Source organism: Rhizobium sp. 01T444 (genome assembly GCF_056398305.1).
The window spans coordinates 72,722-94,677 of sequence record NZ_JBFTPD010000003.1; the positions used below are offsets into that span (position 1 = coordinate 72,722).

Annotated in this window: 16 protein-coding genes and 1 pseudogene; 9 read left to right on the plus strand and 8 right to left on the minus strand. The window is 60.2% G+C overall.

Going from position 1 to position 21,956, the window contains the following annotated elements:
- Positions 1-29 precede the first annotated feature (29 nt).
- From hemH to AC1DTN_RS05950, 4 genes are all read left to right on the plus strand, one after another.
- Positions 30-1,061: a ferrochelatase gene (gene hemH, locus AC1DTN_RS05935; RefSeq protein ID WP_442206407.1), complete on the plus strand. Its 1,032-nt coding sequence runs from the start codon at positions 30-32 to the stop codon at positions 1,059-1,061.
- 157 nt (positions 1,062-1,218) lie between these two features.
- A complete protein-coding gene (locus tag AC1DTN_RS05940; RefSeq protein ID WP_442206408.1) occupies positions 1,219-1,482 on the plus strand; it encodes a hypothetical protein in 264 nt (87 codons plus the stop codon).
- Between the two features lie 83 nt (positions 1,483-1,565).
- The gene (locus AC1DTN_RS05945; RefSeq protein WP_442206409.1) at positions 1,566-2,588 is read left to right on the plus strand and encodes an SPFH domain-containing protein; all 1,023 of its coding nucleotides are present in this window, start codon (positions 1,566-1,568) and stop codon (positions 2,586-2,588) included.
- Positions 2,589-2,591: 3 nt separating this feature from the next.
- The gene (locus AC1DTN_RS05950; RefSeq protein ID WP_113320927.1) at positions 2,592-3,047 is read left to right on the plus strand and encodes an NfeD family protein; all 456 of its coding nucleotides are present in this window, start codon (positions 2,592-2,594) and stop codon (positions 3,045-3,047) included.
- Here the strand turns inward: AC1DTN_RS05950 and AC1DTN_RS05955 are convergent, their stop codons facing one another.
- On the minus strand, positions 3,048-4,043 hold the full coding sequence (locus AC1DTN_RS05955; protein WP_113320928.1) for a KpsF/GutQ family sugar-phosphate isomerase: 996 nt from the start codon (positions 4,041-4,043) through the stop codon (positions 3,048-3,050).
- Between the two features lie 143 nt (positions 4,044-4,186).
- Between AC1DTN_RS05955 and AC1DTN_RS05960 the strand changes: the two genes are divergently transcribed.
- Positions 4,187-5,719, plus strand: coding sequence for an outer membrane beta-barrel protein (locus tag AC1DTN_RS05960; RefSeq protein WP_442206410.1), 1,533 nt, complete (start codon positions 4,187-4,189; stop codon positions 5,717-5,719).
- A gap of 6 nt (positions 5,720-5,725) precedes the next feature.
- Here AC1DTN_RS05960 and galU read toward each other — a convergent pair whose 3' ends face one another.
- A complete protein-coding gene (gene galU / locus AC1DTN_RS05965) occupies positions 5,726-6,613 on the minus strand; it encodes a UTP--glucose-1-phosphate uridylyltransferase GalU (RefSeq protein WP_310383622.1) in 888 nt (295 codons plus the stop codon).
- 204 nt (positions 6,614-6,817) lie between these two features.
- Between galU and AC1DTN_RS05970 the strand changes: the two genes are divergently transcribed.
- Together AC1DTN_RS05970 and AC1DTN_RS05975 are read left to right on the plus strand one after the other, a co-directional pair.
- Entirely contained in the window at positions 6,818-8,041 is a 1,224-nt protein-coding gene (locus tag AC1DTN_RS05970; RefSeq protein WP_310383624.1) for a lytic murein transglycosylase, read from the plus strand.
- Between the two features lie 192 nt (positions 8,042-8,233).
- The gene (locus AC1DTN_RS05975; RefSeq protein ID WP_442206411.1) at positions 8,234-9,445 is read left to right on the plus strand and encodes an SGNH/GDSL hydrolase family protein; all 1,212 of its coding nucleotides are present in this window, start codon (positions 8,234-8,236) and stop codon (positions 9,443-9,445) included.
- Positions 9,446-9,541: 96 nt separating this feature from the next.
- Here AC1DTN_RS05975 and AC1DTN_RS05980 read toward each other — a convergent pair whose 3' ends face one another.
- From AC1DTN_RS05980 to gltB, 3 genes are all read right to left on the minus strand, one after another.
- Positions 9,542-10,183, minus strand: a complete 642-nt coding sequence (locus tag AC1DTN_RS05980) for a hypothetical protein (protein WP_442206412.1) — start codon at positions 10,181-10,183, stop codon at positions 9,542-9,544.
- Positions 10,184-10,440: 257 nt separating this feature from the next.
- Complete coding sequence (locus tag AC1DTN_RS05985; protein WP_442206413.1) at positions 10,441-11,895, minus strand: glutamate synthase subunit beta; 1,455 nt, start codon at positions 11,893-11,895, stop codon at positions 10,441-10,443.
- 223 nt (positions 11,896-12,118) lie between these two features.
- Positions 12,119-16,843 (minus strand): glutamate synthase large subunit, encoded by a 4,725-nt coding sequence (gene gltB, locus AC1DTN_RS05990; protein WP_113320932.1) that lies wholly within the window; start codon positions 16,841-16,843, stop codon positions 12,119-12,121.
- Between the two features lie 544 nt (positions 16,844-17,387).
- Here gltB and AC1DTN_RS05995 point away from each other — a divergent pair.
- On the plus strand, positions 17,388-18,440 hold the full coding sequence (locus AC1DTN_RS05995) for a threonine aldolase family protein (RefSeq protein WP_113320933.1): 1,053 nt from the start codon (positions 17,388-17,390) through the stop codon (positions 18,438-18,440).
- Positions 18,441-18,506: 66 nt separating this feature from the next.
- Here AC1DTN_RS05995 and AC1DTN_RS06000 read toward each other — a convergent pair whose 3' ends face one another.
- On the minus strand, positions 18,507-19,361 hold the full coding sequence (locus AC1DTN_RS06000; RefSeq protein ID WP_113320934.1) for a LysR family transcriptional regulator: 855 nt from the start codon (positions 19,359-19,361) through the stop codon (positions 18,507-18,509).
- Between the two features lie 51 nt (positions 19,362-19,412).
- Here AC1DTN_RS06000 and AC1DTN_RS06005 point away from each other — a divergent pair.
- A pseudogene (locus AC1DTN_RS06005) lies at positions 19,413-20,460 on the plus strand (bile acid:sodium symporter family protein).
- Between the two features lie 71 nt (positions 20,461-20,531).
- Here the strand turns inward: AC1DTN_RS06005 and AC1DTN_RS06010 are convergent.
- Both AC1DTN_RS06010 and AC1DTN_RS06015 read right to left on the minus strand, forming a co-directional pair.
- The gene (locus AC1DTN_RS06010; protein WP_007822816.1) at positions 20,532-21,002 is read right to left on the minus strand and encodes an Hsp20 family protein; all 471 of its coding nucleotides are present in this window, start codon (positions 21,000-21,002) and stop codon (positions 20,532-20,534) included.
- A 325-nt stretch (positions 21,003-21,327) separates the two neighbouring features.
- Positions 21,328-21,852: a hypothetical protein gene (locus AC1DTN_RS06015; RefSeq protein ID WP_439016559.1), complete on the minus strand. Its 525-nt coding sequence runs from the start codon at positions 21,850-21,852 to the stop codon at positions 21,328-21,330.
- Positions 21,853-21,956: the final 104 nt, after the last annotated feature.

The window sequence follows — 21,956 nt, forward strand, 5'->3', positions numbered from 1 at the left end:
GCGAGACACGAAAGCGCGTTGGGGCCAGAATGACAGATACTTCACTCCGCCCGGCGGACCATCCCGCCGTCAAGTTCGGCAAGGTCGGCGTCCTGCTGGTCAATCTTGGTACGCCGGATGGTACTGATTACACCTCCATGCGCCGCTACCTGCGCGAATTCCTGACCGACAAGCGTGTCATCGAATGGTCGCCCTGGAAATGGTATCCGATCCTGTTCGGCATCGTCCTCAACACGCGCCCGCAGAAGGTGGGCAAGGCCTATGAGACGATCTGGAACAAGGATCTGAATGAAAGCTGGCTACGCACCTATACCCGCAACCAATCGGACTTCATGGCCGAACGGCTGCGCGACCTGCCAAACGTCAAGGTCGATTGGGCAATGCGGTATGGCACGCCATCGATCCGCTCGCGTATCGAAGCGCTGAAGGACGAGGGTTGTGACCGCATCCTGCTCTTCCCGCTCTATCCGCAATATGCGGCGGCTACCACCGCGACCGTCAATGACAAGGCCTTCCAGAAGCTTCTAACCATGCGCTGGCAACCGGCGTTGCGCACGGTGCCTGATTATCACGACGACGAGACCTATATCGAAGCGCTCGCCAAATCCGTCGAGCGGCACCTTGCCACCCTCGACTGGAAGCCCGAGATGCTGCTCGCCTCCTTCCACGGCATTCCGCTCTCCTACTTCCAACAGGGCGATCCCTATTACTGCCAGTGCCAGAAGACCGGCCGGCTGCTGCGCGAACGCCTCGGGCTGACAAAGGAAAATTTCATGGTCACCTTCCAGTCCCGCTTCGGACCGGAGGAATGGCTGCAGCCCTATACCGACAAGACCGTCGAGAAGCTGGCGCAGGACGGCGTCAAGCGCATCGCCGTCATGAATCCCGGCTTCGTTTCCGACTGTCTGGAGACGCTGGAAGAGATTGCCGAACAGGCCGCCCATTCTTTCAAGCACAATGGCGGCGAACAGTTCACGCATATTCCCTGCCTGAATGACAGCGAGGACGGCATGCAGGTGCTGGAAAAAGTCGTGCGCCGTGAACTGCTGGGCTGGGCATGACAGACGCGGCCCCAGATTTTCTGGCGCCCTGCAATAGATAAAAATATCCCGCGCGCCAGATCTAAAGAATGGCCGATAGGCGATCGCAATCGCGCCAGAGGCGCGGCTGCGGCCCGCAGATTCGTGGCCTGCTGCTTTATCGATCTGGACGTACTTTATGATTTCGGCTTTCAGAAAATTGATTGTCCTCGCCTGCTTGCTCGTCATCGCAGGTGGCGGTTATCTCGCGTGGGAACGCTATCAGCGGGTCTATGCCAACGCCCCTCCCAAAGGCATCGTCGGTCAGGTCGCATGTCAGCTTCGCCTCCGCGACGTCAAAACCGGCAATCTGAAGCCGGACGATCAGCCGTTTCTCACCAATTGCCTGATGGGCGGCTATATCACAAAGAGCGAGCTCGATGATGCCGGCCTATCACCCTGATTTGACAGGCGAGGCCGTCATTCCTTCCTTGCAAAGAACGTGATAACTCACCACGTCAGATAGGTGGGCTTAGGGAGGAATACATGCTGCTGGGCGGCTTCGATATCGTCGTGATCGTATTGGTGGTTTTTGTCATCCTGGTGCTCTTTGCGGGCATCAAGACGGTTCCACAGGGCTACCGTTATACGATCGAGCGTTTCGGCCGCTATACGCGCACGCTGGAACCCGGCCTGAACCTGATCACCCCTTTCATCGAACGTGTCGGCGCCAGGATGAACGTGATGGAGCAGGTGCTGAACGTGCCGACCCAAGAGGTGATTACCAAGGACAATGCCTCGGTCTCAGCCGATGCCGTATCCTTCTACCAGGTGCTGAATGCCGCTCAGGCCGCCTATCAGGTTTCCAATTTGGAAAATGCCATCCTGAACCTCACCATGACCAATATTCGCTCCGTCATGGGCTCTATGGATCTTGATGAACTGCTCTCCAATCGTGATGCGATCAACGACCGGCTGCTGCGCGTCGTGGACGAAGCCGTACAGCCTTGGGGCATCAAGGTCACCCGCGTCGAGATCAAGGATATCCAGCCGCCGCGCGACCTCGTCGACGCGATGGCCCGCCAGATGAAGGCCGAGCGCGAGAAACGTGCCCAGGTGTTGGAAGCTGAAGGTTCGCGCAACGCGCAGATCTTGAGAGCAGAAGGCGCCAAGCAGTCCGCCATCCTTCAGGCCGAAGGGCAGCGCGAAGCCGCCTTCCGCAATGCCGAAGCCCGCGAACGCTTGGCAGAAGCCGAAGCCAAGGCGACGAAGATGGTCTCGGAAGCGATCGCCGCCGGCGACGTCCAGGCAATCAACTATTTCGTTGCCCAGAAATACACCGAGGCGCTCGCTTCAATCGGCTCGGCGCCCAACTCCAAGATCGTCATGATGCCGATGGAAGCGTCTTCCATTCTCGGCTCGCTTGGCGGCATCGGCGCGATTGCCCGGGAGGTCTTTGGGGAAGGCAACAATCAGCCGCCTCCGCCTCCCCGGGCAGTTCCGGCGCGCTCCACGCCGTCGGTCGGCCCGGCTCCGGCCAATCCCTTCAATCCCAATCCGGAGCGATAAGCCATGCTGGCGAAGATCGTCGGCGAACTTGGGCCGTGGAGCTGGTGGGTGGCAGGCCTCGTGCTGCTTGCAGCCGAGATGGTCGTGCCGGGCTTCTTCCTGGTCTGGATCGGGCTTGCCGCACTTGCCGTCGGTGTTTTGTCGCTGCTCTTCTGGGATGCCGCTTTCTGGATCTGGGAGCTTCAGGCGATCCTCTTCGCCATCCTCGCGGTCGCAGCCACGCTCATCGGCCGGCGGCTGACACTGCGCAATGCCACGACGGATGAGCCGTTCCTCAATCAGCGCGGCGCGAGCCTCGTTGGCCGTACCGCGACGCTGCGCGAGCCGATCCGCGAAGGCCGCGGCCGCATTCGTCTCGATGACACGACGTGGCAGGTCATGGGGCCGGATCTTCCGGCCGGAACGCAGGTCAAAGTGGTTTCGAGCAACGGCCGCGACCTGACGGTCGAACCGACCTGATCAAGCCACACCGATCCGCAACAGATCATGGAAGTGAACGAGCCCGATTGGGCGCTGCTCGTCATCGATGACCATAAGCGCACCGATCTTGTATTGTTCGAGCAGTGCCAGGGCTGCAGTCGCCAGTATCGTCGGCCTGACCGTCTTCGGCGCGCGCGTCATGATGTCATCGACTGTCAACTCCGCGAGATTGCGGCTGAGGTTGCGGGACATGTCACCATCAGTGACGATGCCGCAAAGCCGACCCTCCGCATCCAGCACGCCGACGCAGCCGAAATGCTTGTGCGACAGAACCTTGATCGCCGCCGGCACGGACGTGCCTTGCGCGACCAGCGGCAGGCGGTCACCGGTATGCATGACGTCGGCAACATGCATCAGGCTCGCGCCCAGCTTGCCGCCAGGATGGAAAACATGGAAATCGGTCGCCGTGAAGCCACGCGCGTCCAAAAGCGCAATCGCCAGTGCATCACCGAGCGCAAGCTGCATCATCGTCGATGTGGTTGGTGCCAGCCCGTTGGGACAGGCCTCTTCCTCATTGGGGATCAGCAGCACGATATCTGCGGCCGTCGCCAGTGAGGACTGTGGGCTGCAGGTCATGGCGATCAGCGGAATGGAAAAACGCCGCGTGTAGGAAATGATGCTCTTCAGTTCGGCGCTTTCACCACCCTTGGAGATCGCCAGCACCAGATCATCGCCGGCAATCATGCCAAGATCGCCGTGATTGGCTTCCGCCGCATGCACGAAAAAGGCAGGCGTTCCCGTTGAAGCGAAGGTGGCTGCGATCTTCGTGCCGATATGGCCGCTCTTGCCGACGCCGGTCACGATCACACGGCCGGTATTCTCGCCAATCATCTCGACCGCACGAGTAAAGGGGCCCGCCAGCCCATCATCGAAGGCACGTTCCAACGCCTCAAGGGCACGTCTTTCGATGCTGACGGTGCGCTTGCCCGACTCCAGCACGCTGTTTTCGACGAGTTTTACCGCTCTCCTGATCATGGCAATGCGTTAGACCTTTTCACTTTACCTGTCCACCCGACAATGTTTCCCATGTATGAACGCGCACCCCGCACGGCAACGAATGGTTAACCACAAGGCTTTACGCTTGGGTAAGACTTCGAAGCATTTCAGGCGCGGATTGAATGGGCCAGGGAAAACAGACGAGCAGTGTGACGCCGCTCCGCGCCATGAGCCATGCCGTCTCCATCGTGGCTATCGGCCTGCTGGTCGTGCCCGCCGCTTTCGCACAGCAGACGACGTCTCAACAAGCACCGGCAAGCACGGCAAATTCCCGCACGACAGCCACACAGGGCGCAACCACGTACAATGCGGCGCCGGATTTCGGCGATACGAGCGATGCCGCGACCACTCCTGCCAACAATGTCCGGGATCAGGATTCGGACGCAGCGGCTGGCCGCACTCCGACAACACAGCCCGACGATGAGATTACCGGCGCGATCCTCGACGAGGATATGCGCAGGCTGAACACCCGCGAACCGCGCCTGGACGAAACGCCGGCGCGCAAGGTACCGGAAAGTATCTCGACCGAGCAGACGCCCGGCATCCCTCTCGGCAGCTTTGTCCTGCGCCCGAGCGTCACCCAAACGATCAATACCGAGACCACGAAGGACGGTGGAACGAAAAAGAGCCGCGGCTTCCTCGAGACCGATATGGGCGCGACGCTGACCTCCGACTGGAGCCGGCATCAGCTGACCGTCACCTCCGAGGGCGCCTGGCAAAAGAACATCAGCGGCGAGGGTGAAGAACAGCCATCCTTCAAGATCAATGGCGATCTGCGCCTGGACCTGACGCGCGATACCGTCGGCCACATCACTGGTGGCTATAATTTCTACCGCGAAGACACTGATGATCCGGATGCGATCACCAACGCCGATCAGCAATCCGATGTGCAGGAATTTACCGGCGGCGCCTCCATTGAGCACGACTTCGGCATCCTGCGGGGAACCGCCGCCGTTGCGCTTTCGCGCTCGATCTATTCCGATGCCGAACTCTCCAACGGCACGACAGTCTCCATGAGTGACCGCAACCAGACCACGGGCACGGTGCGCGGCCGCATCGGCTATGAACTCTCGCCGGCACTCATTCCCTTCATCGAGGCGTCGATCGGCAAGACCAACTATGATGAACGCACCGATTCCTCCGGTTATCGGCGTTCGGGGGACAGCTACGGCGCCAAGGGCGGCGTTCAGGTCGATATGGGCGAAAAACTCAAGGGCGAGGTCGCGGTCGGCTATGCGACGGCGGATTTCGATGATGACAGGCTGAAATCGATCGATACGGCGACACTCGATGCTAGCCTGCTCTGGTCGCCGATCCGCGGAACGAATGTCAATCTGGACCTCCAGACCAGCATCCAGCCTTCCACCGCAGCGGGTGAAAGCGGCTATGTCTCGCATCAATTAACGTCTACCGTCGATCATCAGCTGCGCGACAATCTGGTGGCGACGGTCATCGGCGGCGTGACGCTGCGCGATTATCCGAGCGGCAGCACGATAAACGACGAGACGGTTTACACCGCCTCGACAGGTCTTGTCTGGAACATCAACCGCTACCTCGACTTCACCAGCACGCTTGGCTACGAGCTGACGACACGCAAGGAAGGCGACGACTCGCAGCAATGGCGAGCCGGCGTCGGTCTCAAGGTGAAGCGCTGAAGGGCCTTAGTTCAGGCCGGCGAGAAGGTCCCTGAAGCCGCCCTCAACCGTCGGACGGATATCCGCACGCTCAAGAGCGAAGGCAACGTTGGCGAGGATGAAGCCATCCTTGGCGCCGCAGTCGTAAGTTTCACCCTTGAAGTGGTAGCCAGCGAAATCCTGCTCCTTGAGCAGCTTCAGCATGCCGTCGGTGAGCTGGATTTCGTTACCTGCGCCGCGTTCCTGGGTTTCCAGGATTTTGAATATCTCCGGCTGCAGGATGTAGCGACCGTTGATGAAGAAGTTTGAAGGAGCCGTACCCTTGGCAGGCTTTTCAACCATGCCGGTGATCCGGAAGCCTTCGCCGATAGCTTCGCCAACGCCGACGATGCCATATTTGTGAGCCTGGTCGGGAGCGCATTCCTCGACAGCGATGATATTGCCGCCGCTGTGTTCGTAGAGCTCGATCATGCCCTTCATGCAGCCCTTTTGATCCTTCATGATCATGTCGGGAAGAAGCAATGCGAAAGGTTCGTCGCCGACGATCTCGCGGGCGCACCAGACGGCGTGGCCGAGGCCGAGCGGCTCCTGCTGACGGGTAAAGCTCACCGTGCCTGCCTTGGGAAGCTGCTGCTGCAGCAAGGTGATCTCCGCCTTCTTGGCGCGCTCCTTGAGCGTCTGCTCAAGTTCGAAATGAATATCGAAGTAATCTTCGATGACGTGCTTGTTACGACCAGTAACAAAAACCAGATGTTCAATGCCTGCTTCAAGTGCTTCGTCGACAACATACTGAATGATTGGTTTATCGACGACCGTCAGCATTTCCTTTGGAACCGCTTTAGTGGCTGGAAGGAACCGCGTTCCCAGACCTGCGACTGGAAATACTGCCTTGCGAACTTTCTTATTCAGAGCCACACCGACCTCCTGTTTTGACTATACCGCTTTTAACGAAACGCTACATCGATTTGAACTAGTATAGAATTGCTACCGTTTTGCAAATGGTGACTGGACCGGCCGGGCATGGTAAAGAATTTGTTGACTCCGTTCCTGTAATTTCGGCGTAGGACGGACATGACGTACCGCCCAAGCTAAAACTGAAGATGACGGATACGACTGCCGATGACCCAGAAATATATAAACTCCCTTCGTGGTCTTGCTCTCGCCCTCGTTGTCGCCACCGCGACCGGACTGGCCCCCAATAACGCAAAAGCTGATGCCCGGTTCCAGAAGTGGATCGCGGACTTCTACCAAACTGCCGCGCAGAGTGGCATCAGTAAGGCAACGTATCAGAAAGCCTTTTCTGGGGTAAGCGAACCTGACCCCACTGTGCTGGAAAAGGCGACTTATCAGCCTGAATTCACATCGAAGATTTGGGATTACATCGATTCCCGCGTCAATCCCTACACTGTGGAAATCGGCCGCAAGATGGCCGCCAAGCATGCCAAGACGCTGGATGTGATCCAGCGCCACTTCGGCGTCGACAAATCGATTCTGCTCGCCATCTGGTCGATGGAATCAAACTACGGCGCAGTTCTCGCTAAGGATGAGCGCCTTCACTATGTGCCGCGCGCATTGGCAACGCTTGCCTTTGCCGATCCCAAGCGTGCCAAGTTTGCCAAGAAGCAGTTGATCGCAGCCCTGAAGATCCTGCAGAACGGTGACGTGCCCGCCAAGGAAATGACCGGCTCATGGGCTGGCGCCATGGGCCACACCCAGTTCATCCCGACAAGCTATCTTCTCTATGCGGTGGACGCTGACGGCAACGGCCATCGCGACATCTGGAATTCCGTGCCCGACGCGCTGGCGACCTCGGCCAATCTCCTCATGAAGAACGGCTGGGACGCCGGCAGAACCTGGGGCTACGAAGTCGCAGTACCGGCATCTGCCGCGCAGCAGGTCGGCAAGACGCGCACGCTCGCCCAGTGGGCAGCCCTTGGCCTGAAGCGTCCGAATGGCAAGCCTTTCAAGGATGGCGACACCCGCGCCATGCTGAAGATGCCGGCAGGTAGCGATGGTCCGGGCTTCCTGATGACGGCGAACTTCTTCACCATCAAGAACTACAATGCCTCCGACAGCTATGCGCTCGCCGTCGGCCTGCTTGCAGACCAGATTGCCGGCTTTGGCGGAATGCAGCAGCGCTGGCCGCGTCCGGAAGGTGCGCTCGACATCACCGAGAAGTTCGAATTGCAGACACGCCTGAAGACGCTCGGCTATTACAGTGGTGATGTCGACGGCAATTTCGGCTCCGGCTCCAAGGCAGCCATCGCCGCTGTTCAGGAGCGCATCGGCATGCAGCCGGATGGTGAGCCTTCACTTTCGCTTCTCGACGCGCTGCGCCGTTAGCGCGTCGTGCGTCCATTTGGACGCACAAAGGACATTCTAACTCCTTGAATCTACGTATCGTGCTTTCCGAAAATCATTCCGATTTTCGGGCCGATGCTGTAGAAGCGGGGAAAGCCTGACCTAAATAATATTGGTGGTGTGGACGGAAAGCAGCTGCCTATGCAAGATGCCCGGCAGATGCGGAACTGCCCGATGACAAGACAAATTGACCGGACCCGATGGATTCGTGGGCTTGCGCTTGCCGCAGCCACGCTTTCCCTTTGCCTTGGTTCGATGCTGCCGGCCGACTATGCTGAGGCGCAGGAGCTTCGCTATCAACGCCGCTCCATCCTCGATTTCTTTCTCGGTCGCCGTTACATCGATGAGAACCCGCAGCCCGAAATGCGCGGCCAACCGCGGCGGCAACAACAGCAACGTAGGCGCGCACCCGCGCAGAAGGCCGTGACGCCAATGCGCACGGCGCCGGTCGCGCCCGCTGAACCCGTGGTCCAAAAGCTGGACAATGCCCAGAAAATCCTGATCGTCGGTGATTTTCTCGCCGGCGGCCTGGGCGACGGCCTCACCGCCGCCTTTGAAACCTCGCCCGGCGTCGTGGTCGAGGCCCGCAGCAATGTCTCTTCCGGTCTCGTGCGCGACGACTATTACAACTGGCCCGGCGAATTGCCGAAGATGATCGACGAGCTGAAGCCGGCAATGGTCGTTGTCATGATCGGCGCCAATGATCGCCAGCAGATGGTGACCGATGCTGGCAAGGAAAAATTTCGGACCGACGGCTGGTTTACCGAGTATCAGCGCCGCGTGCTGGCCTTCGGCAAAGAGATCACGAGCCGCAAGATCCCGCTGCTCTGGGTCGGACTTCCTGCCTTTGAATCCGATTCGATGACGGCCGATGCCGTTCAGATGAACCAGCTCTACCGCAACCAGATGGAAAGCATCGGTGGCGAATTCGTCGACATCTGGGACGGTTTCGTGGACGAGAACGGCAAGTTCATCGTCACCGGCTCCGATGTCAACGGCCAGCAGGTGCGCCTGCGCACCACTGACGGCATCAACCTGACCCAGGCCGGCCGCCGCAAGCTCGCATTCTACGTGGAAAAACCGGCGCGCCGCCTCCTCGGCACCCAGGCAAGTCCCGATCTCGTGCGCCTCGACCCCGGCAACCTGCCGGCACTGACGCTGCCCACCAATCCGGTGGAACACACGCAGCCGATCAGCCTGTCCGACCCGAACCTCGATGGTGGAGCGGAATTGCTTGGCGCCAGCAAGACGCCGCCGGCAACACTGACCAAATCGCCACGTGATCTGCTGGTCGAACAGGGAGAGATGGCACCGGCGCCGGCAGGCCGTATCGACGACTATCGCATGCCGACGCTGAAGACGACGGCGGAAGTTTCCGTGAAATGAGAAACGGCCGTTAGAGCGCCGTGCGCCCATTCGGACGCATTAGGGACGCTCTAACTCTTTGAATCTACGCATCGACCCGAAAATCGACGGTCCGGATTACTTGGCTGCCGCCTGCGGCCAAGTCAGATAGTAGAAGTTAGAGCCGATCTGGCCGAAATAGGCATTGCTGTTGTCGACCTTATCCACATAGTGACCGGCCTGCTTGACGAACGAGGCATCATCGCCGCGCTTCAGATGCGCGTTGAGAAAGTCGTTCCAGCCGCTGGCGTCGATATCGGTGCCGGGCTTGCTGTCCGTATTCGCTTCATCCGGATTTTCGACATCCCAGGCGGCGATGGAAACGCCCTGCGTCGGATCGGAGACCGTCAGCGTACCGTTTTCAAGAGCTGCCAGCATATCATGTGCCGTACCATCGGTGCCTTCCTGCTGGGCCGCCTCTTCAAGCTGCTTTTTTAGCATGGCCATGAAGGACGAACTCGTCACATCGGGATTTTCGCTCCATGTGTCCGTCGTCTCGTCGGTCTGATCGTTCTGCGTCGAAAGCGTATCGAGCAGGCTTGCAAGCGCATTGTTGGAAAGCAGCGAAGACGTGTCCGGGTCCAGACCGTAGCTGCTGAGAATGCTGGCAGCGCTGGAGGATTCGGTGGCACTCTGACTGCTGTCCTCATCGGAACCGCGCAGGTTCTTCAGGGCGTATTGGGCTGAGACCAGCCGCGTACTGTCGATTGCGGAAACCATGGTTTGTCCTTTGTGATGGTCCGCAGCAACCATGTCCCTTGCGCCGCGGCCAACAGTGAAACGCCTCACGACTGAACGGGCGGGGGCATGTCCGGCCAGTCGCCGCAGGCCGGTTCGGGCCTGCATACGCAGGAAAACTGCAGCTCGGGAATTGCATGAAGCTTGCCGGAAGCCGCGGCGCGTCAACCGGTCGCACCACGAAAAACTCCGCCGGAATGCGGCGGAGTTTTATTGCTCGACGAATTGTTTGTGGCCGATCAGCGCGGCAGGACGGTGGAGCCCATCAGCGCCTCGTCGATCGCGCGCGCGGCCTGGCGGCCTTCGCGGATTGCCCAGACCACCAGCGACTGGCCGCGGCGCACGTCGCCCGCCGTCCAGAGCTTGTCGATCGAGGTCTTGTAGTCAAGGTCGTTGGCAACGACGTTGGTCGATCCGCGCTTGTCGATATTGAGTATCAGCTTGCCGTCGAGCTCCTTCAGCACGCTGTCGTTGAACGGACCGCTGAAGCCGATGGCGATAAAGGCAAGATCTGCCTTGATGACAAAATCCGTACCCGGAACCGGCCGGCGGCGCTCATCGACTTCACAGCACTTCACGCCTGTCAGGACACCATCTTCGCCGACGAATTCTAGCGTGGCGACCTGGAATTCGCGGATCGCGCCTTCGGCCTGCGAAGAGGAGGTACGCATCTTCGTGGCCCAGAACGGCCAGACGGCGAGCTTGTCTTCCTTTTCCGGCGGCTGCGGACGAATGTCGAGCTGGGTCACCTTGACCGCACCCTGACGGAAGGCCGTGCCGACGCAGTCCGACGCCGTATCACCACCGCCGACAACGACGACATGCTTGGCTCCGGCCAGGATCGGATCGGACGGCCAACCGGTGCTGTCGATATTCTCGCGGCCGACGCGCTTGTTCTGCTGAACCAGATACGGCATTGCATCGTGAACACCGGTGAGATCGATACCCGGAATGCCGGCAGCACGCGGCGTCTCGGAGCCGCCGCAGTAAAGCACGGCATCATAATCCGCGAGCAGCTGCTCGACCTTGACGTCGACGCCGACATTGACGCCGCAATGGAACGTCACGCCCTCGCCTTTCATCTGCTCCACGCGGCGATCGATGAAGTTCTTCTCCATCTTGAARTCMGGAATGCCGTAACGCAGCAGGCCGCCGGGCTTCGTCTCACGCTCGTAGACATGCACGTCATGGCCGGCGCGACCGAGCTGCTGGGCGGCCGCCATGCCGGCAGGGCCGGAGCCAATGATTGCAACCTTCTTGCCGGTATGGATCGTTGCCGGCTGCGGACGGATGAAGCCGAGCTCGTAAGCCTTGTCGGCAATCGCCTGTTCGACCGTCTTGATGGCGACCGGCGTATCCTCGAGGTTCAACGTGCAGGCCTCCTCGCAAGGCGCGGGGCAGACCCGGCCAGTGAACTCAGGGAAGTTGTTGGTCGAATGCAGGTTCTGGATCGCTGCTTCCCAGTTGTTGTTGTAGACGAGGTCGTTCCAGTCCGGAATCTGGTTATGCACCGGGCAGCCGGTCGGGCCGTGGCAATAGGGGATGCCACAGTCCATGCAGCGGGCTGCCTGTTTCTGCACTTCCGGGTCCGACATCGGGATCGTGAATTCGCGGAAATGACGGATACGATCCGACGCAGGCTGATACTTCGCTACCTGCCGGTCGATTTCCAGAAAACCTGTAACCTTACCCATATTTTCGTCCCTTACCCTCATGACCGCCTCGCCCGCGGCCAGTTGTCTGTTCAGCCTCGATCGCGGAGGCAGGTTGTTTGTCTTGACCGTCATTCGAACATATCCCCTGTCGCCATCCACGCAGTTGCACAAGCTTCAAGCTCGTGGCTCATCGTCGTGTGTCATTGAGATATTTCAGTCACCCGCCACGCGCTTTTCAGGCGTGGCGGATTGTTCGGTGCAACTACTCGGCAGCGATGCCCATCCGGCTGCGCTCCATTTCCTCAAGCGCGCGACGGTATTCAACCGGCATGACCTTGCGGAATTTCGGGCGGTAGTCAGCCCAGTGCTCAAGGATTTCCTTGGCGCGGGTGGAGCCCGTGTAGTGCAGGTGGTTTGAGATCAGCTGGTATAGGCGCTCCTCGTCGTGACGCGTCATGTCGCCGGAGACGTCGACACGTCCCTTATGCATGAGGTCGCCGCCGTGATGGTGCAGTTTCTCCAGCATGTCATCCTCTTCCGGAACCGGCTCGAGCTCGACCATGGCCATGTTGCAGCGGCTGGCGAAATCGCCGGCCTCGTCGAGAACATAGGCCACGCCGCCCGACATGCCGGCCGCGAAGTTGCGGCCCGTTTCGCCGAGCACGACGACCACGCCGCCCGTCATATATTCACAGCCGTGATCGCCCACGCCTTCGACGATGGCGATCGCACCGGAGTTACGAACTGCGAAACGCTCACCCGCGACACCGCGGAAGTAGCACTCGCCCTCGGTCGCACCGTAGAGAACGGTATTGCCAACGATGATCGAGTTCTCAGCGACGATCCTCGAGTTTTCCGGCGGACGGATGATGATCTTGCCGCCCGAGAGGCCCTTGCCGACATAGTCATTGCCGTCGCCGATCAGGTTGAAGGTCACGCCGCGTGCCAGGAATGCGCCGAAGCTCTGGCCTGCTGTTCCTTTGAGGGTGACGTTGATCGTGTCTTCCTTCAGGCCGCGATGGTTATAACGCTTGGCCACCTCGCCCGAGAGCATCGCACCGGCGGAACGATCGACGTTCCTGATGTCGACTTCGAAGGCAACGGGCGTCTTCGATGCCAGCGCCGGCTCGGCCGCCGCAATCATCTTGCGGTCGAGAATGTCGTCGATCGGGTGCTTCTGACGCGTCGTCCAGTAGGTCTCCTCCTTCGGTGCATCGACCTTGTGGAAGATCTTCGCGAAGTCGAGTCCCCTAGCCTTCCAGTGCGCCAGCATCTCGTCCTTCTCGAGCAACTCCGAAGCGCCGATGATCTCATCGAGCCTGGTGAAGCCGAGGGAGGCCAGAATTTCGCGCACTTCGTTGGCGACGAAGAAGAAGTAGTTGATGACGTGCTCCGGCGTGCCCTTGAAGCGCTTGCGCAGGACGGGATCCTGCGTCGCCACGCCGACCGGACAGGTGTTGAGATGGCACTTGCGCATCATGATGCAGCCGGCAGCGATCAGCGGAGCCGTCGCGAAGCCGAATTCATCGGCACCAAGCAGCGCGCCGATGACGACGTCGCGGCCGGTCTTCAGACCACCGTCAACCTGTAGGGCAACGCGCGAGCGCAGACCGTTCAGCACCAGCGTCTGCTGGGTTTCGGCAAGGCCGATTTCCCAGGGAGAGCCTGCATGCTTCAACGAGGTGAGCGGTGAAGCGCCCGTGCCGCCGTCGAAACCGGCAACCGTGATGTGGTCGGCGCGCGCCTTGGCAACACCGGCGGCAACCGTGCCGACGCCGACTTCCGAGACAAGCTTGACCGAGACATCCGAGGTCGGGTTGACGTTCTTCAGGTCGTAGATCAGCTGCGCCAGATCTTCGATCGAATAGATGTCATGGTGCGGCGGCGGCGAAATCAGGCCGACGCCCGGCGTCGAATGACGGGTCTTGGCAACGACCGCATCGACCTTATGGCCGGGCAGCTGGCCGCCTTCGCCGGGCTTGGCACCCTGCGCGACCTTGATCTGCAGCACGTCGGCATTGACGAGATATTCCGTCGTCACGCCGAAACGGCCGGACGCGATCTGCTTGATGGCCGAGCGCTCGGGGTTCGACGAACCATTCGGCAGCGGCATGTAGCGATCGCTCTCTTCGCCGCCCTCACCGGTGTTCGACTTTCCGCCGATCCGGTTCATGGCGATCGCCAGCGTTGTATGCGCCTCGCGGCTGATCGAGCCGAAGGACATGGCGCCCGTGGAGAAGCGCTTGACGATATCGACCGCCGGCTCGACGCTGTCGACCGGCACCGGCTTGCGGCCGAGTGCCTCGGCGCTCTTGATCTTGAAGAGGCCGCGGATCGTGTTCATACGGAGCGCCGACGTGTTCACCATCTCGGCGAATTCGCGGTAGCGATCCTCGGCATTGCCGCGAACCGCATGCTGCAGGGCAGCCACGGCATCCGGCGTCCAGGCATGGCTTTCGCCGCGCATGCGGTAGGCATATTCGCCGCCGATATCGAGCGTGCTGGCGAGCAGCGGATCGCGGCCGAAGGCTGACTTGTGGCGGATGACCGTCTCGCTGGCGATTTCCTCCAGGCCGACGCCTTCGATGGTCGTCGCCGTGCCGAAGAAGTACTTGTCGACGAATTCCGACTGCAGGCCAATCGCATCGAAGATCTGCGCGCCGCAATAGGACTGATAGGTCGAGATGCCCATCTTGGACATGACCTTCAGGATGCCCTTGCCGACAGCCTTGATGTAGCGATAGACGACTTCGCTGGCGTCGACTTCCTTCGGGAATTCGCCCTTGGCATGCATATCCAGCAGCGTGTCGAAGGCGAGATAGGGGTTGATCGCTTCAGCACCATAACCAGCCAGCAGGCAGAAATGGTGCACTTCGCGCGGCTCGCCGGTTTCGACGACGAGACCGACCGAGGTGCGCAGCCCCTTGCGGATCAGGTGATGGTGCACGGCAGCGGTCGCAAGCAGCGCCGGGATCGCGATACGATCGGGGCCGATCTGGCGGTCGGAGAGCACGATGATGTTGTAACCGCCCTTGACGGCCGCTTCCGCCCGTTCGCAGAGGCGGTCGAGCATCTCGGGCATGCCTTCGGCGCCACGCTCCACATCATAGGTGAAATCAAGTGTCTTTGTGTCGAAACGGTCTTCCGTGTGACCGATCGAGCGGATCTTCTCGAGATCGCCATTGGTCAGGATCGGCTGGCGCACCTCGAGACGCTTGGCGTTTGCCATGCCTTCGTGGTCGAGGATGTTCGGACGCGGACCGATGAATGACACAAGGCTCATGACGAGTTCTTCACGGATCGGGTCGATCGGCGGGTTCGTCACCTGCGCGAAGTTCTGCTTGAAATAGGTGTAAAGCAGCTTCGACTTCTCGGACATGGCCGAGATCGGCGTATCCGTGCCCATCGAGCCGATCGCTTCCTGACCCGTCGTCGCCATCGGCGACATCAGGATCTTGGTGTCTTCCGTCGTGTAGCCGAAGGCCTGCTGGCGATCGAGCAGCGAGACGTCGCGGCGAAGCGCACGCGGTTCGACCGGCTTCAGGTCTTCAAGGATGAGCTGCGTGCGGTTAAGCCAGCTGCGATAGGGATGCGCGTTTGCAAGCTGCGCCTTCACCTCGTCGTCGGAGATGATGCGGCCTTCTTCCATGTCGATCAGCAGCATCTTGCCTGGCTGCAGGCGCCACTTCTGGATGATGCTCTCTTCGGCAACCGGCAGCGTGCCGGCTTCGGAGGCGAGGATAACGCGATCATCGTCTGTGACGAGATAACGAGCGGGACGCAGGCCGTTGCGGTCGAGCGTCGCGCCGATCTGCTTGCCGTCGGTGAAGGCAACGGCAGCCGGGCCATCCCAAGGTTCCATGAGAGCAGCATGATATTCGTAGAATGCCTTGCGCTCCGGCGACATGGACTGGTTACCAGCCCAGGCTTCCGGGATCAGCATCATGACCGCATGCGAAAGCGAATAGCCGCCGCGCAAGAGGAATTCGAGCGCGTTGTCGAAACAGGCCGTGTCCGACTGGCCTTCATAGGAGATCGGCCAGAGCTTGGAGATATCTTCGCCGAACAGCGGAGAGGAGACAGAGGCCTGGCGCGCCGCCATCCAGTTGACGTTGCCGCGCAGCGTGTTGATTTCGCCGTTATGGGCGACCATGCGGTACGGGTGCGCAAGCTTCCAGGACGGGAAGGTGTTGGTCGAGAACCGCTGGTGTACGAGTGCCACGGCGCTCTCGAAGCGCGGGTCCGCCAGGTCCTTATAATAGGCGCCGACCTGATAGGCCAGGAACATGCCCTTGTAGACGACGGTCGTGCTCGACAGCGACACCGGATAGAAGTGGCTCTCCTCGCCGTCGAACTCGTCATAGATGCGGTTGGAGATCACCTTGCGAAGCGTGAAGAGCCGGCGCTCGAATTCATCGTTCGTCGCGGCATCCTTGCCGGCACCGATGAAGACCTGCACGTGATGCGGCTCGGTCGCGGCAATTGCCGGCGCCTTGGAGAGCGAGGAATTGTCGACCGGAACGTCACGGAATCCGATGAGGACCTGGCCTTCTTCGGTGATGACGTCCTTGATCACCTTCTTGAAGTGCTCGATCTGCTTTTCGTCGCGCGGCATGAAGATATGGCCGACACCATATTCGCCGGCCTTCGGTAGGGTGATGCCCTGCAGGGCCATTTCCTCGCGGAAGAAGCGATCGGGGATCTGCACGAGGATGCCCGCGCCGTCGCCCATCAGCGGATCGGCGCCGACGGCACCGCGGTGCGTCAGGTTTTCAAGAATGAAGAGACCGTCTTTGACGATCTGATGCGACTTCTGGCCCTTCATATGCGCAACGAAGCCGACACCGCAGGCATCATGTTCATTGCGCGGATCGTAGAGCCCCTGTTTTTTCGGCAAGCCGGAGGCGAATTTACGCGTATTGGCCGTTGCGCGCACGTTTGCTGCTGCGAACTGGTCAATCTGCGTGGATGGCGTCTTCTTCGTCATCGTCTTCCTCCTGTCGAAGCCCGCGGGGCTGCGGGCGGCTTTTCGTCGCGCACCGCACCCTTTAAGATAGGTCCGGCGCGTGACAGCGCTGTTGCATCGTGAAGATCCGGTCGCAGACGTCTGCTTTTCAAGGAAAGCAAACCGTCGCGTTCCGCGCCTGCCATTCGCCTCCGCGCGCCGCCATGTGAAGGCTCAGCACTCGAAAGAACTATAGCGTGAAAGCCGCTCTGTTCCAGGGCTTTCGGCGCCTCTTCGGCCGGGAAGGCCAAAATAGGACAGCAACCCTGTCCTAGTTCATCAGTTCAATGACAGAAACAATTCCTCTTCGCAAGAGTGTGCTCTTAAAAAAACGCCAATTTGCGACGGAAGATTGCCAAATCAGTCGAAACCACGACATAAAATTGCTCATCGAGAAAGTATTTTGTTTTTTGATTACGCGGTTCAATTTCTGTGATGGATCAGGACTTCCGCGCTTGATCCTGTGAAGCTTTGGCGTAATGTCCCTTTCCTAACTCCCGCCCCATCATTTTCAATGGTTTCTTCCATGTTTTTTGCTTCCGACAACTGGGCTGGCGCCCATAAATCCATTGCCGAGCGCCTGCTGGCTGAATCTGCCGATTTTGCCGCCGCCTACGGCAACAGCGACTACGATAAGAAGGTTGAAGCCCGCTTCTCCGAAATCTTCGAACGCGAGGTCTCGGTCTTCTTCGTCGCCACCGGCACCGCCGCCAACTCGCTTTCGCTCGCAAGCGTGCAACGCCCCGGCGGCATCGCCTTCTGCCATCAGGAAGCCCATGTCGCCCAGGACGAATGCGGCGCCCCCGAATTCTTCTCCGGTGCATCCCGCCTGATGCCGGTCGCCGGCGATTTCGGCAAAATCGATCCGGCAGAACTGTCCGCGAAGATTGCCGCCTTCCCTGAGGACGCGGTCCATCATGGTCGTGCAAGTGCCGTCACCATCACCCAGGCGACTGAAATCGGCACCGTCTATTCTCTGCCGGAAATCGGCGAAATCTCCGCCATCGCCAAGAAGCGCAATCTGCCGCTGCACATGGATGGCGCCCGCTTCGCCAATGCGCTCGTCGCACTCAATGCAACGCCTGCCGAAATGACCTGGAAACGCGGCGTCGACATTCTCTCCTTCGGCGGCACCAAGAATGGCTGCTGGTGCGCGGAAGCGATCATCTTCTTCAATCCGGAGCAGGCGAAGGAAATGCCCTTCATCCGCAAGCGCGCCGCCCAGCTCTTCTCCAAGTCGCGCTTCATCTCCGCCCAGTTCGACGCCTATTTCGAAAATAGCCTCTGGCTCGATCTCGCCCGTCACTCCAACGGCATGGCCGAGCGTCTGCGCGCAGGCATCGGCGCCAGCAACTCGGCTCGGCTCGCCTGGCCGACCGCCTCAAACGAAGTTTTCGCAGTCATTCAGAAATCAGCGGCAAAAACGGCTGAGGGCAGAGGCGCAAAATTCTACGAGTGGCCGATCCCGGCCGGCATGCCGGACCTCGTTTCGGAGGGCGAAACGCTCGTCCGTCTCGTCACCAGTTTCGCCACCAACGAAGCTGATGTCGATGGCTTCCTGAAGTGCCTGGCGGCCTGAGTTCCTGCGACGGCAACCATCACGGTCACAAAACAAGATCCCGCCAGTATCGGCGGGAATTTTGTTTCAAGCCGACCGCAAGTTCCTGACCTTCTTCAGAATATCATTCGAAAGTGCCGCCACCAGCGCCTGATCGGCCCCCTTGCGCGGCACCAGCACGAATTCGACATCCTCGAGAACGGGCAGCCTGCCGACAGCAATCTCCTTCAGCCCCGAAGGCGCCATGCTGCGCGGCTGCACCAGCACGCCCATGCCGGCGCGCGCCGCAGCCGTCAGCCCGCTCAGGCTGCCGCAGGTACAGACAATCCGCCAGGGCACGCCATGCCGCCCGAGTGCCTCGAGCGCAATGGCCCGCGTCACACTTGGCGGCGGAAAGGCGATCAGGGGTAGCGGACCGGCGGCGAGTACATGTTCCGGATCACGCGCCAGCCAGACGAGCGGCTCGCGATAGACGAGCTTTCCATGCTCATCGCCGAGCCGTCGTTTCGCCAGCACCAGATCGATGACCCCCGCATCCTGCATTTCATAGAGCACGCCGGACAGTGCCACCGTCAGCTCCAGATCGACCGAGGGATGCGAGCGCACGAAATCTTCCAGCACCGCCGGCAACTGGCTCGTTACGAAATCCTCGGAAACGCCGAGCCGCAGCCGCCCGCGCAGGCTGCCGCCCTTGAACAGCGACTGCACCTGTCCTTCGATCAACAACATGGCGCGCGCATGCGAAAGCAGGGCCTCGCCATCACCGGTCAGGACGACCTTATGCGTATCGCGCTCCAGCAGCCGTCGCCCCAGCGAAGTTTCCAGCCTTTGGATATGCTGGCTGACCGTAGACTGGCCGAGGCCCAGCCTCTCGGCGGCCAGCGTGAAGCTACCCATCTGCTCGACGGTGACGAAACTGCGTAGCTGTGAGAGGTCCAGCATGAGGCGAATCCAGATTCGCGATAACTGTTATTCCTTGCATCCTGTATCATAATGAGCGACAAAACAATGACTCATTTATCTCAGCGAGACCGCCATGCGCCGCTTCTTACCCGACACATTCACGATCCTGCTCGTCTGCACCGTCATCCTCGCCTCGATCTTCCCAGCAAGCGGCGCCTTTGCCGGCTGGTTCGGTGTGGCGACTGATTTTGCCATTGCGCTGCTGTTCTTCCTGCACGGCGCGCGACTCTCGCGTGATGTTGTCATCGCCGGTCTGCTACACTGGCGGCTGCATCTCGTCATTCTGCTGACCACCTTCGGACTCTTCCCGATCCTCGGCCTGGCGATAGGCTTCATCCCGGATTCGATCCTGCCGCAGCCGCTTTATCTCGGCATCCTCTTCCTCTGCGTGCTGCCGTCGACTGTGCAGTCCTCGATCGCCTTCACCTCAATGGCGGGTGGTAATGTGCCGGCAGCGATCTGCTCGGCTTCGGCTTCCAATATTTTCGGCATGTTCCTGACGCCGTTGCTCGTCGGCCTGCTCTTTTCGGTCGGCGGCCACGGCGGCTTTTCCTTCGATGCGCTCGAACAGATCCTGCTCCAGCTCCTCGCCCCCTTCGTCGTCGGCCAGATCCTGCAGCCCTGGATCGGCGAATGGATCCGCTCCAAGAAGAAGATCCTGATGCCGGTCGRCCGCGGCTCCATCCTGATGGTCGTCTACCTGGCTTTCTCGACGGCCGTCGTCGAGGGCCTGTGGCACACCTTCTCCATCGGCGACATCGCCGCCGTCATCATCGCCGACATGGTACTGCTGGCGCTCGTTCTCGTTATCACCATGTATGGCAGCCGCTGGCTCGGCTTCAACCGGGCCGATGAGATCACCATCACCTTCTGCGGGTCGAAGAAGAGCCTCGCAAGCGGCGTTCCGATGGCAAACGTCATCTTCGCCGGCCAGTCGATCGGCGCAATCGTCCTGCCGCTGATGCTCTTCCATCAGATCCAGCTGATGGTCTGCGCCGTCATCGCCCAGAAATATGCCGCCGCCGCAGCCCGCCGGGCCACCGAAAAGCAGCTTGAAGAAGCGGCAAGCCCAGCCTGATTGAACAGAATGACCGCAAACAAAAACGGCGCCCGCGAGGGCGCCGTTTCCGTCTGATCCGTCAAAGCGGATTAGTTGTTGACGACCTGTGCTTCGATCGCCTTCGGAGCCTCGACCGGCTCGGCAGCAATAGCGATCTTGCGGGGCTTGAGAGCCTCCGGGATGCTGCGCAGAAGGTCGATGTGCAGGAGGCCGTTCTTCAGCGAAGCGGCGGTCACTTCGACATGGTCGGCAAGCTGGAAGCGGCGCTCGAAGGCGCGCTTTGCGATGCCACGATATAGGAACTCGCTGCCATCAGCATTTTCTTCGCGCTTTTCACCCTTCACGATGAGCGCGTGGGCATGCGATTCGATGGAGAGTTCGGTTTCGTCGAAGCCGGCAACGGCCATGGTGATACGGTAGGTGTTCTCACCGGTCCGCTCGATGTTGTACGGCGGATAGCTCGGAACCTGCTCCGGCTGGGAGAGGCTGTCGAGCATGGTAAAGAGGCGGTCGAAACCGACGGTGGAACGATAAAGGGGAGAGAAGTCTACGTGACGCATGATGTCCTCCTAGGGAAGCGACGTGTTGCGATATCATGCCCTGAAACCCCGTTCTTGGCGGCTTCGGGACGGTTGCGCGGACCCTTCTGGCGTCCGCAGAGTTCAGATGGGTATGGCTTTCTGGGACTTCAAGCCCTCTTCAAAGCACCCGGGATGGCTGCGTGAACCCCGCATGAACGGCAGGTTCGGCGAAGGTTCAGGCGCTGCTGTCTAGAGATAGAGGCATCGGGTGACACTGGCCCGAAGGCTGAAGTGTATCGTCCCTTCTTCTTCAGCCTAAATTCGGCCGGCCAAGAGCTCCCTCAGCTCCGCCGGCCTTTTTTCTTCAGGCGTAAAGCTCTGCAAGCTGATCCTGCGTCGCATCCAGCCTATCAGCCGCGGCATCCTGATGGCTCAGCATGAGAGCGCTGACGATGCGCGACAGCGCAGCTGAATCACTGCTTGAAAATATCGACAAAGGACTGCTGTCCTCTTTGCCGCCGCTGTTTGAAGGCGGCACCTCGGCAACGATGGAACCGCCGCCCGGCAGCTTCGTGCTGATCGTGAAACCCTCCGCCGGAAAGGCGTCGCGATTGTCAACGATCATCTGCTCGAGCGCAAGGAACTGGCCGTTTTCCGGCGAAATGTCGGCATTCTGCGGCATTGCCATGACGGCAGAATATTCCCGCGCGAAAGCTGCCTGCGACTTCGAATTGTCGCTGAGCAGTTTCAGGATCGCCGGATGCACATCCGGCGGATCGATATCGAGATAGTCCGACTGCAAATAATCGAGAATGGACTCCGGCCGCTGCGGACCGGTTGATTGGTGGACGCCGGAATTGACAGGCCCGACGGAAGAAACCGAACTCATGGCCAGCCTCCCGGCGCCCCAATCTTCAGTCATGAACGTGCGGATAACCGGCCTCATGCCGGGACAAATCTTTCGTTCGCACTAACCATAGCGTGTCTCTGCTT